The organism is Desulfosporosinus sp. I2 (genome assembly GCF_000960765.1).
In the GTDB taxonomy this organism is placed as follows: Bacteria; Bacillota; Desulfitobacteriia; order Desulfitobacteriales; family Desulfitobacteriaceae; genus Desulfosporosinus.
On sequence record NZ_JYNH01000041.1, the window covers coordinates 21687 to 32608 of the forward strand.

Sequence of the window (10922 nt, forward strand, 5' to 3'; positions counted from 1 at the left end):
CCTAGGATATGCGTTTCGGCAGCTTTGATGGAGATTAGGCCGAGTGAAAGGAATTATTCAGCAATTCGCTACCGGTAATCGGTACTGTTTGGGAAAGTAGCTTTTCACTGTTATCTGTAGCGTCAAACAGCTTCACGCCTGATTCATCGGCATAAACATATCTCAACCTATCACTAGATACGTCGTAACCACCAAAGAAAATATCCGGATTACCTTTAGCATTATAGTGGGGTTCCCTGTTCATTTTCTCTATGATTGTGCTGGGCAAGGAAACCACTTCTGAGGGCTCAAGGGTTGTCTTAAAGGTAGTTAGTTTATCTTTTAGCCGGATCACAATCCTCTCTCCGCTCAGACTTACATCTGTCGCTGCAAAATTTTCACCGACCTCAAGTATCTTCTCAATTTTCATGGTTTCAGGATTGACGAGCATCAAGGCCGCATTTGCTCTTTCTTCATTAGGTGTATAGGCCAGAAGCAACCTACGGTCAACCTCTCCTACCATAGAGAGCTCTTGCATAGTTCCTGCAAAGCCATCAATTTGACTAAAGCGTTGATAATCACCCGTTAAGACATCAGCCGTTTTATAAAGCCATTGTCCAAACTCATTTCCAGAAATAATCGAGGCTCCGCGACCATGTTCTCTGATCATCAGGGTTTCTTCCTGGACCGCTACTTTAGCGGTATTATTGATGTTTAGAAAGGACAAATCGGGATCAGCATTTTTTGGATTGGCCATCAATCCAACTGAGATCATAAGACATGCCACCACCGCCAAGATTAATACCCAAAAGGCCGGCCGCTGATAGTTCAGCACATTTTTGATCCGACTTCTGGCTTTACTTAATTGGTCCACTCCAAAACCTCCTTGTAGCTGTCAATCAGCTCTTTAAGGTGTCACACTACACAAGCGATCAAAGAAGGGATTGCACATTAATTGATCTTCTCAAGCATTTCTAGCATGTACTCCACTCTGTTTTACCCGCCTTTTTAAATATAGTAATTTGAAATTATTCCACGTCGTTCCTGCATTTCCTTTCCAAGTAATAAAATACTGATGAAAAATAATGCCCCTGCAAATTCCTGAGTTCGGATATTTCTTGAACAATGGGTTATGTTACAGACTTAGCAGTGGTATAATTCGAAAGGTAATAATTACATATCATACTCCACATTTAAAGGGGATTATTGATTGATGGAGAAAACGACTCAGCGCAAAATGGTCACTATCGCGATGCTTGTCTCGATTTTACTGGTTGCTATCGATACGACCATCGTTACTACCGCTATGCCTCACATTGTGCAACAATTGAGCGGCTTGAACCTACTTAGTTGGGTTTTCGCGATTTATCTGCTCACCTCGTCCGTAACCGCACCGATTTATGGTAAACTCGCGGACCTATTTGGCAGGAAGTCCATTTTTATCTTCGGCATTTCGCTATTCGTCATTGGTTCCATGGTGTCCGGTATGGCACAGACCATGTATCAGTTAGTTTTGTTTCGTGGCTTTCAAGGCCTCGGCGCTGGTGCTGTGCTGCCGCTGACCTTCACAATTATCGCTGATCTCTATGCGGGGGAAGAGCGCGCCAAGATGCAGGGGGTATTCAGCTCAGTTTGGGGCGTTGCCGGGTTGCTCGGCCCTTTAGTGGGAGGACTGTTTGTCGATCACATCTCGTGGCGATGGATTTTTTATATCAACGTTCCGATTGGGATTGTCGCCATTTTCTTAGTGCTCAGTTTTCTTCACGAAACGAAGCTTGAGAAAACGAAGAAAACCATTGATTATTGGGGAGCGGCGCTGTTTACCATTTCCATGGGTTCACTTCTCTTTGCGTTGATCAGTGGGGGACAGTTGTATGCCTGGAACTCAGTTGAGATCATCTCCTTATTTATCGTCGCAATTGTTTTCTTAATGGCCTTTGTTTTTGTGGAGAATAAGGCGAAGGAACCCATGCTCCCCTTATCCCTCTTTAAAATACCGGTCATTGCCGTATCCAATGCAGTGGGCTTTGTGGCTAGCGGCGTTTTGATCGGCGTCAATGTGTATTTGCCAGTTTGGATACAGACCTTGCTTGGCCATAGCGCCACTAGTTCGGGGCTAACCCTGATGCCGATGTCCTTCGCTTGGCCGCTGGCATCCACTTTAGCTGGACGGTTTATGTACAAAATCGGATCCAAAACCACGGCAGTATTCGGTGCGGTGCTGATTATGGCAGGTTCAGCCTGGTTGCTGCTTGTCAATACCGGCTCCCCATATTGGTATTTCGTAGGAATCATGATTGTCATCGGCTTTGGCATGGGTTGTTCCTTTACGCCGTTAACTGTCTTGGTGCAGTCAGCCGTCGGTTGGAATTTACGCGGTGCGGCTACAGCTTCCAACACCTTTTCGCGATCCCTTGGACAAACCATGGGGGTTGCAGTGTTAGGCACAGTGTTCAATAATACAATGAATCAAAAAGGCATGGCCCAGGGTTTACAGGTGGTCTTTATCTTGGTATTCGCCATTTCTTTAGTGACTTTGCTGATAAGTATTTTATTACCATCCCATCGCAGTATAATGGCTCAGCAAAAAGCAGATTAAGATTAACAAAAAAATAAGGGGGTGTGTGAAAACTCAGTCTCCAAAACTCCAAGTGGTTTTAACAAGCAAAAATCGTCCCATTTCACTATCAAAGTGGAGTGAGGACGATTTTGTTTTGTTGTTATAGAAGCAAAAGTGGGGATGTGAAAACAGCTTAAACAAGTTTTAGTACAGCCCCTTTAAGCTGTGCCACGAACTTCATTCAGCTGATCTAATCTTTTTGATTTGCCTTAAATTAAACAGTTAGGATGAACCTGACACTTATCGACAGCCTTCATTGATTCGGGAATATTCAACTCCGATAAAATTATCCGACCATTGCCATGACTTACCTTTTACAAAACCGGTGGCAAGCGCCCAATCATCCAACTGTTGAACAGATAATCGATGGTCAATAGGCGGTCCCATTTCCGTAGAAGCCTTGGCCCACTCAATGACCACCAATCGACCGTCCGTTTTAAGAATTCTATTTAACTCACAAAAAAATACAACCGGATCATCAACTTCGTGTATAACGAGTGACGTTATAATCCCATCTACCAATTGGTTAGGGAGTGGAAAACGACTCTCTTCGGATTGAAGAACTTTAACATTGAGGACCTGTAGCTGAGTGAGACTTTTATTTAGATCGTCAAGCATCTCAGCTCGTATATCGAGAGCGTACACTTGCTGTACTTCTTTGGCAAGTGGGATTGTAAAAAATCCTGTACCACAACCAATATCTGCCCATACAGTGTGAGATCCGAGCCCAATGTCCTTTAAAACTAGAGCTGGGGGCAAAATTGCCTCACGTTCTTTGCTGGTAAGCTTTTTTCGATTCTCAGGATTAAATTTATGTGCCGACATAGCTGCCTCCTCCAATCAGTTCTCTGAAATAGATACATTGTTTAATTCAAACTAATCTTTGCTTTCGCCACGAATTCGTAACCATTTGGTGCCGCATCCTTTTCAAAACTATACCTTACCACTTTGCCCTGTCAATTGATTTTCAGTTTGGAGTTGAGCTGAGATGTTTGGACTTCTGAAGAGAGTTAACTACAGCAAAACACCATTTGGCCAAGTTTAACCCCTAAATTCTCCGCTACAATCTCACACTTAGCGCGCAGCAAGAAATATAGCCTTCTATCCTCTTTGCCAAGAGCCTCTAAAGACTCATAATTAGCCTGTCCTTTACTGATCACCAGATCAGCTTTTTTATAGGCCTGTATGAATTCTTCTGAACAATCTTTGAGAACCGTACCTAAAAACCCGCTGCCATTTGAAATCACACGGAATTGTTCTGTCATACCGACGTGAACCGCATCTTCGAGCGTGGCATCATTCAAAATCGGTCGATCCTTTACTGCATAGGTCACCCGGATACCTTGTTCGGACAATTGCTCCGCTAATAGCCTATCGAAGGCAATTTCTCCGCTGTTATCTCCGAGGATTAAGATTTCCCGAGCTGCTTTTAGTTTTTCTTGAAACGAGACGTAATCATCCCGGGCGAAATCCTTCTCCATGGCTTCCTGAATACTCCCCTCAACATCGAACTCTTTCAGAATGCCCATATCGATAATATTGCCGGCCACAGCAATTTTCAAAGACATAAAAAGTGGATCGCTACTTTGAGCAATTTTCTCTTTTAACTCGGGAAGGAGTTTGAGGGCCAAATCATTGGACTCCTGTTTGGCCTTATGAAAGGGATCTTCGATTCCCAGCAGCTCATTGACTTTTCTAAGAATAATCGTCGAATTCTCTGCCGGGGTTCCCTGTGGGTCTAATTGAGGAAAGAGGGGCAGAGTCTGATGAATGATTTCTCTCATTTTTTCCTCGGAAATTTCTGTTTGTGTTAAAGTATTGATCGTTTGCGTTATATAGCATGGAATACATTGAAGGACAACGTTCACGAATAAGGGCCTCCTCTACAGTAATCATTGAGCAAACCTATACCTCAACTCAAAGCATCGCTGCGAAACAACTTTAGCGAGTACCAAAAACCCTCTTTTTCAGATAGTTCAAAGTGAAATATAAGAGTATTATGCAACTAGTTCTAGTTTATTATAAATTACGCATCAACATTTCGGTCATAAGCTTATCAAACACCCTTAACATTTGGCCTGAGTAAATGTTATAAGTTTAGATACATTGCTTTACTTAGTTCTTTAAAACCTTTCCTCACATAAAAAACTTCGGCTTCCGAATTAAAGGAGTAGACTTTTAATTCAATTCTATTCACACCTTTACTTTTAGCCCATTCAACGACTCTCTTTAACAGTAAGGACCCTATATGATGGTTATGGTACTCTTTTTTTACCGCAATACCATCAAGTTGTGCCCATTCCCTCTTCTTGATCACAGGAAAATTAGCAGACGTTTGAAGGTTACATTCTGCATAAGCAACCACCTTTGAATCGACCTCGGCCACAAAAAGGGCCTTATTTCCATCATTGATGCTTTCCAATATGTACTCTTTTGCCCTTGCATATTCTTCCGGTTTAATAAAAAGTTCAGGATGATTCAATCTGTGGAGTTCATCAAGTTCGACATAAACCTCACATAAACCTTCGTAATCGTTGATGCTTGCTTCTCTGATCTTTATTTCCATATAGCTTCCTCCGCTGAATACTATCTTCAAACTTAGAAAATTCGCCGCTGTTCTATGATTCCCTGCCATAGTCCGATCCTTTTTCAGCCAAAAGGCCGCCTGACATTTAGTCAAGCGGCCTAAGTCAACTACCCAGTCATAATATCAAGTATTTTTTTCTTCTATGCCTTCAAACACTGGTTTTAAATCGATCGTGAAATCTGGAAAAACAGATAATTGCACTTTATCATCCTCTGTGTACGCTTCTGGGCGACCGTAACGTTTGTTTTCCTGTAAGGTAAACACGTTTATATATTTGCCATCCGGTTCTACAATCCAATATTCGTTAACGCTGGCTTTTTCATACTTGTTGAACTTGACTACCCTGTCCTGCCTGGCAGTCGATGGTGAAGATATTTCAATGATCATAGTCGGTACCCCGAAATATCCGGTTTTCCTAAGTTTAGTTTCATCACATACTACAACAACATCCGGTTGTATAATATTTGAAATTTGATCGTCATTTTCAGTGTCTTCTGCTAGGCATAAGTCAAAGGGGGATGTAAACACTCTACATGGTTTACCAATCAGGTAGTTTGATATTTGTCTGTGAAGCTCACTAGATATGCTTTGATGTTGCCATTTTGGAGCAGACTGCATATAAGGCACTCCATCAATTATTTCCCATCGTTCATTTTCCGGCCAAGTTATATAATCAGCGTAGGTATGTTTTTTATTTTCTTCTGGTAAGGACATCACATGATCCGCCCTTTCTTATTTTTCGATATAATCATGGCCATCCTTTAAGTACCAAACCATTTTCCCATATTATAGCATATTTTTGATTATTTTTTCCTCCGCTCAATAAATCTTGCTATCGACAAGTTCTCTATGAATATCCCATCATCCTGCTATAGAAGTTCTACCTGCTATGACACGCAAGTATTGGGAAATCCATGAATTATGCACATTCAAAAAAGAGCCCTTCAGTAGCCGTTAGTTTTTCGGCTGCTGAAGGGCTCTTAATTTCAGAAACTATATTTGAGGCAATCAGTTGGTTATAGGTTCCAACTCTTCATTGAGAATTAAGGCACCGTAGTGTTTTAATTGAGAAAGAGATATTTCCGTATTATCTGATAAAACTACTCCGACCTTTCCAGGATAATATCTTAAAAATTTATCGAGAATTTCAGTTGACGCAGACTTAATGACTAGTGGTTTTTTAATTGAAAAACTAATGTTGCTAGTAAATCCCGATACGTCGAAAGGTTCATTCATGTTACCAAAATCTATTAAAAGGCAATCCATATTTTCTGATTTATAGTCTCCTATCAAGTTGTAAAAATCACCGTTTTTTAACATTTCCACAGCATTATTTTCTTTAAGCGAAAGCTTTTTAACCAAGTATTCCTTGTCTTTAGAAAGTACAAGATGATTAAAGGCAGAAGTAATTGTCGAATTAGATTTTAATTCTAAATCTGGAGTTTTGATCTTATCTAGTTCTTTCTTTATCGCGCTGATGAATTCTGGCGTCGTACCACAACATCCACCAATAAGTCTTACTCCATTCTCTACAAAGTCTTTTGTATATGCACTAAATTGTTCTGGTTTTTGTTCATATACTGCCTCTCCATTCACTAAATTAGGCATCCCAGCATTTGCTTTCACTGTAAGAGGAATTGATGTAACAGAATACATTTTTTTAATGGGTTCTATTAAACTATCTGGACCTCCTGAACAATTAGCACCCACGACTGCTACTCCTAATGATTGGCACACAATAGCACACACCTCTGCTGAATTACCAGACAGCGTTCTACTATTTTCATTAAAGGTTATTGAAGCAATAATCGGAAGCGTAGTAGTTTCTTTAGCAGCCAATATAGCTGCCCTTAATTCATTTAAATCTGAAAACGTTTCAAAATTAACAATATCTGCACCTGCATCTTCTATTGCCCTTAATTGCTCTTTAAAAATACTATAGGCTTTATCAAAACTCAAATCTCCTGCAGGTTCTAAAATCATACCAGTTGGACCCACTGAAGCGGCAACATAAGTGTCATCACCAGCAATTTCTTTTGCTAATTTCACCCCTTCAAAGTTAAGTTGATAAGTTTTATCCCCTAAATTATGCATCTCTAGTGTCACTCTATTGCCTGGAAACGTATTAGTTTGAATTACATCCGATCCTGCTTGTTTGTATAGATTATATAGATTCTTAACCTCATCTGGTTTTGATAAATTCCACGATTCTGAAGCTTCATTTCCTTTTAAACCTCTTCTTTGAAGCATAACACCTTTAGATCCATCATATAATAAAACCCTTTCATGGATAGCATCTAGAAAATTCTTCATCATTTCATCTCCCTTGTGTGTTATTATACTACACGAATGCTTTCCTGATCGACCTGTTTTACGCAAATCAAAAGAACGCACTCCCAATCCTGCAGACTGAGCCATTCGCCCAGCGTTGCGGTCAGCCCCAGCAAAATCTTCAGCCGATAGTAATCTTAGAGTTCTTGATAGGAGGGAGCCGCAGCATGATCATGCTGCTCTCGTCAGAAGATATAAGAAATGGAAACAACAAGTTGGTCATCATCGTCTTTGGAAAAAGTAAATCTGACTTCTTCTAATTGACTTGATTCATTTAGTATTGCTTCTTTAGCTTCTTTAGCGTCTTTAATTTCAATATTTACTGGGATGTTTTTTAATGTTAATATATTATTTTCTTTTTTGATTTCTATTGAGAAATTGGTATAATACCTTTTAAATAATTGATAAAACTCATTGAATTTATCAATGCCATCTTTAACCAAAATTTTTTCATTCTCGTAGTAATTTCCGGAGGACATTTCTTCAAACAAATGATGTGGCATAGGAATACCCTTTATTTGCCTAGCTATTTGACCATTTTCTCTCTCCATACTAATATGCAATGACGAGGAAAAGTCTAAAAATCTATATTAGAGCCAATCAGTCCTACGTCAAGAACTACTTCATTATATCCAGACCATCCATAATGAACAATAAAGTAAGAATCCCGTGAAAACCGTCTAGCAGAAAAACAAGCGCCCTCTAGGAGATTTCTAAAGGGTTCAATCAATTTCGTGAAGACTGATGAGAAAAGCATCCTTGTGGCCACTTAGGCATACCAAGGATGCTTTTTTTGTAAAGAATGTTGAAATCAAAAGAGTATTATAAATGTTGATCGTTTCAATGTTCAAAAGCTTGGACCAAAGATCGGAAGAAATCCGGCACCGTTTCTGATTTGCGTTTTACAGGGTCGTAGTTTACATAGATAGTTTGGCCTCTAAATACCATATCCTCAAAACCGTTTTTGTAAATCTCGAACTCGACATTATAACTTGTCCTTCCCACATGGGAAATACGCACACCTATTTCTAACTCGTCATCAAACATAGCTGAACTTATAAACTCCTGGGTTGTTTTGACCAAAGCCATATCCATTTTGCCTTCTTGAGCAAGTTGCTTATAATCAAGACCGATATTACGGAAGTATTCAGTTAATGCTACATCCATATAGGTTAAATAGTGAGCATTAAATACAATTCCCTGCCAATCAACTTCCGAATAGCGAACCCTTAACCGATGGAAAAAGCGAAAATCACTGCGCATAATCGTTCCCTCACTTACCAAACTTCTCGATGAATACGGGTTTCATCATAATGATCTTCAGCTAGTTTAGTTCCTACAGGATACCCTAAGGAAACGATGCTAAATGGCACCATCTCTTCAGGTATGTTAAAAAGTTCTCGTATTCCCTTCAGTCTTAAAGAATCAGGGTACACCGCAAGCCAAACGGCCCCCAATCCAAGTGAATGGGCAGCCAGAAGAATATTTTGAGTAGCTGCTGAGCAGTCTTGAATCCAAAGCTGGCGCAACTCTTCTTCGTACTTTACCTTAGAAGGATCTGCTACGACTAAAATTGCCAAGGCTGCACCTGGCAGCATTTTGGAATAGGGATGAAATTCAGGAACTTTTTTAAGTTTATCCCTGTTAGTAATCACTAAAAACTCCCACGGCTGCTCATTGCCGGCCGAGGGAGCGTTCATGGCCGCTCGTAACATCCATTGTACCTGATCCTCGCTTATCGGTTGGTCAACGTATTTACGAATACTCCTTCGAGTAATAATCGTCTTTAAGGCTTCGTTCAATAATAATCCTCCTCACTTTAAGCATAATACAGTAGCTTATAAAAAGTTTAAATAAGTTCGAGAAAAAAGCAAGAGAGAATGCTATTGATAAAGTAAATCAATAGCAAGCAACCTATTCATCTATTTATTGTCTATAGTCATCGATTAGAGATTCTTCCGTAACAGCCTCATGGATTCTGGCCAGGAACTCTGCCCCGTTGAAAATAACGTTCTCGTCTACATCAAAGGTGGAGTTGTGGTGACCGCCAAAAACAGGAGTTCCAAACAGTACAAAGAGCGCTTTTCCGCCCTGATTCTGCACCCTTTCCATCATAAGAGTGACATCTTCCGAACCGTTAAAGGGTATTTTAGGTATAGTCTCTTGTACCGAATGCAGATTTTCAGCAACCTTTTGGCCAAGCTTAATAAGTTCAGGCGAGTTCCTACCGCTTAGTGCCGTAGCCGCGGGTTTAACTTCAAGAGTTAGATCATACATTTGTGCAGCACCTTGAAGAACTTCAGTCGCTTTCTGAACCATGTAGGAATTGACTTCGTTACTTACCCCCCTTGTTTCCAAGCGGAAATTAGCACTCTCCGGTATAATGTTCCAAGTCGTGCCCGCTTCTAATGTCCCAACATTAATACGAGAAGCACCCTGGTCATGTCGAGCAATGGCATAAAGATTAGTTACAGCTGCACAAGCTCCCAACAAGGCGTTTTTCCCTTCATTTGGACTGATTCCTGCATGGGTAGGACGACCTGTGTAACTGACTTCAAAGCGGGATAAGGCCAGAATACTATGAATATCTAAAGCAATCTGCCCGATCTTTCTGGCTGAGACCCCAACGTGACCACTAAAAAGATAATCGACGTCATCCAACTGACCCGTTGCGATCATGGCCGCGGCTCCGCTCAAGTTTTCCTCATTTGGTTGGAAGAGAAATTTAATTGTACCTTTAAGGTTAGCTTTATTCTCTGCAAAGTGACAGGCTAGAAGCAGACCCATCGCAGTATGGGCGTCATGACCGCACATATGGGCATAACCGGGATTTTGCGAAGCAAATCCTTCCTTAACCGGTCGGTGAGAGCCTGCCTTGGATTCTAAACCTTCGTTTGAATCGATATCAAAGCGGAAAGCTACCGTTGGACCCGGTTGATCTCCTTTAAGAATTCCAACCACCCCAGTAAAACCACCCTGAGCAGGGGAAATATATTTCTCCTGCACTCCTGCCTTCAGAGCCCGTTCATATTCTCTTTGCAAGATTGTTGCTTCCGGCAATAAGAGCTGTTTATCTTCTGCGATGATTTCCCGGCCTAGCTTTAATTCATAACCCCACTCTTCCAACTTTTCAGCCACATAACCGGTGGCAAAAAACTCTACCCAGGAAGGTTGCGGGCACTTATGCAGATCCCTTCTCCATTGCACCGCCTCATTAAAATGAGCTTGTATTGTTTCCTCTGGTTTATGTCTAGTACACATTATCACCAATTCACTCCCCCTACATGGGTGCATTGATATTCTAATTTGAAGTTAGGCTTTCTCTTTTCTAAAAATGCTGACATTCCTTCTCTTTGTTCATCTCCAAAGCATAAAGCAAATAGATTCCCTTCAAGTTCACAGCCC

At 40.8% G+C, this 10922-nt stretch carries 11 protein-coding genes; 1 reads left to right on the plus strand and 10 read right to left on the minus strand.

Features of this window, described 5'->3' with window-relative positions:
• Positions 1 to 34: 34 nt before the first annotated feature.
• Positions 35 to 853 carry a hypothetical protein gene (locus UF75_RS11390; RefSeq protein ID WP_045574720.1) on the minus strand — a complete coding sequence of 273 codons (819 nt, stop codon included), beginning with the start codon at positions 851 to 853 and terminating at the stop codon, positions 35 to 37.
• A gap of 339 nt (positions 854 to 1192) precedes the next feature.
• Here UF75_RS11390 and UF75_RS11395 point away from each other — a divergent pair, with 339 nt between their 5' ends.
• Entirely contained in the window at positions 1193 to 2578 is a 1386-nt protein-coding gene (locus UF75_RS11395; RefSeq protein ID WP_045574721.1) for an MDR family MFS transporter, read from the plus strand.
• A 261-nt stretch (positions 2579 to 2839) separates the two neighbouring features.
• On the opposite strand, the gene UF75_RS11400 is transcribed toward UF75_RS11395, so the two are convergent.
• The 9 genes from UF75_RS11400 to UF75_RS11440 form a co-directional block, all read right to left on the minus strand.
• Positions 2840 to 3424, minus strand: coding sequence for a class I SAM-dependent methyltransferase (locus UF75_RS11400; protein WP_045574722.1), 585 nt, complete (start codon positions 3422 to 3424; stop codon positions 2840 to 2842).
• A 185-nt stretch (positions 3425 to 3609) separates the two neighbouring features.
• Complete coding sequence (locus UF75_RS11405) at positions 3610 to 4467, minus strand: ARMT1-like domain-containing protein (protein WP_045574723.1); 858 nt, start codon at positions 4465 to 4467, stop codon at positions 3610 to 3612.
• Positions 4468 to 4688: 221 nt separating this feature from the next.
• Positions 4689 to 5165 (minus strand): GNAT family N-acetyltransferase, encoded by a 477-nt coding sequence (locus UF75_RS11410; protein ID WP_045574735.1) that lies wholly within the window; start codon positions 5163 to 5165, stop codon positions 4689 to 4691.
• A gap of 144 nt (positions 5166 to 5309) precedes the next feature.
• Positions 5310 to 5900: a Uma2 family endonuclease gene (locus UF75_RS11415; RefSeq protein ID WP_045574724.1), complete on the minus strand. Its 591-nt coding sequence runs from the start codon at positions 5898 to 5900 to the stop codon at positions 5310 to 5312.
• 294 nt (positions 5901 to 6194) lie between these two features.
• Positions 6195 to 7604, minus strand: coding sequence for a homocysteine S-methyltransferase family protein (locus UF75_RS11420; RefSeq protein ID WP_242860199.1), 1410 nt, complete (start codon positions 7602 to 7604; stop codon positions 6195 to 6197).
• Between the two features lie 98 nt (positions 7605 to 7702).
• Complete coding sequence (locus tag UF75_RS11425) at positions 7703 to 8068, minus strand: hypothetical protein (RefSeq protein WP_156146390.1); 366 nt, start codon at positions 8066 to 8068, stop codon at positions 7703 to 7705.
• Positions 8069 to 8357: 289 nt separating this feature from the next.
• Complete coding sequence (locus tag UF75_RS11430; RefSeq protein ID WP_045574727.1) at positions 8358 to 8780, minus strand: thioesterase family protein; 423 nt, start codon at positions 8778 to 8780, stop codon at positions 8358 to 8360.
• Between the two features lie 14 nt (positions 8781 to 8794).
• Positions 8795 to 9319, minus strand: coding sequence for a nitroreductase family protein (locus UF75_RS11435; RefSeq protein ID WP_045574728.1), 525 nt, complete (start codon positions 9317 to 9319; stop codon positions 8795 to 8797).
• Between the two features lie 124 nt (positions 9320 to 9443).
• Positions 9444 to 10778 carry an amidohydrolase gene (locus UF75_RS11440; protein WP_045574729.1) on the minus strand — a complete coding sequence of 445 codons (1335 nt, stop codon included), beginning with the start codon at positions 10776 to 10778 and terminating at the stop codon, positions 9444 to 9446.
• Between the last annotated feature and the right edge of the window lie 144 nt (positions 10779 to 10922).

What these genes read in the sequence shown, in the direction of transcription:
- UF75_RS11410 (WP_045574735.1), bottom strand. Translation starts at nt 5,165, where the DNA reads ATGGAAATAAAGATCAGAGAAGCAAGCATCAACGATTACGAAGGTTTA.
- UF75_RS11400 (WP_045574722.1), bottom strand. Translation starts at nt 3,424, where the DNA reads ATGTCGGCACATAAATTTAATCCTGAGAATCGAAAAAAGCTTACCAGC.
- UF75_RS11415 (WP_045574724.1), bottom strand. Translation starts at nt 5,900, where the DNA reads ATGTCCTTACCAGAAGAAAATAAAAAACATACCTACGCTGATTATATA.
- UF75_RS11420 (WP_242860199.1), bottom strand. Translation starts at nt 7,604, where the DNA reads ATGGCTCAGTCTGCAGGATTGGGAGTGCGTTCTTTTGATTTGCGTAAA.
- UF75_RS11430 (WP_045574727.1), bottom strand. Translation starts at nt 8,780, where the DNA reads ATGCGCAGTGATTTTCGCTTTTTCCATCGGTTAAGGGTTCGCTATTCG.
- UF75_RS11440 (WP_045574729.1), bottom strand. Translation starts at nt 10,778, where the DNA reads ATGTGTACTAGACATAAACCAGAGGAAACAATACAAGCTCATTTTAAT.
- UF75_RS11425 (WP_156146390.1), bottom strand. Translation starts at nt 8,068, where the DNA reads ATGGAGAGAGAAAATGGTCAAATAGCTAGGCAAATAAAGGGTATTCCT.
- UF75_RS11395 (WP_045574721.1), top strand. Translation starts at nt 1,193, where the DNA reads ATGGAGAAAACGACTCAGCGCAAAATGGTCACTATCGCGATGCTTGTC.